Genomic DNA, 348 nt, shown 5'->3' on the forward strand with positions numbered 1-348 from the left:
GTAGCCGACGATATCCTCGACTACGATCGCCTTGTTCGACAGAATCGCCTCAAGAATCTTGTTCGCGGGCATATCCTCCGTGCCCCACGTGACGCGCATCGTCGTCTGGTCCCCCAGTCCAACCTTCGCCACCCATTTCCCGAGCGTAGGCTGATATGACACACTGCGATGCACACCGCCGAAGATGTGCGTGACAAAGTCATCGACCACCCGATCCGGCACCCATGTCGATCCAAGCTGAATCGAAATATCGACAGGCTCGATGTCCTGCGGCTGCACGAGTCGTAACGCCTCGACGTTACCGCCGTAACGTGGATCGTCAAGCGCCGCGGCCTGCGCGATCTTCAG

1 protein-coding gene is annotated in these 348 nt (G+C 58.9%); it reads right to left on the reverse strand.

The features are described 5' to 3' along the window. Positions 1-348 (reverse strand): hypothetical protein (locus SB765_RS28465; RefSeq protein ID WP_410932336.1); only part of this gene is annotated, 348 nt, incomplete at both ends.

It is taken from the genome of Pseudomonas sp. SIMBA_067 (assembly GCF_046534675.1).
Taxonomy (GTDB): domain Bacteria; phylum Pseudomonadota; class Gammaproteobacteria; order Pseudomonadales; family Pseudomonadaceae; genus Aquipseudomonas; species Aquipseudomonas putida.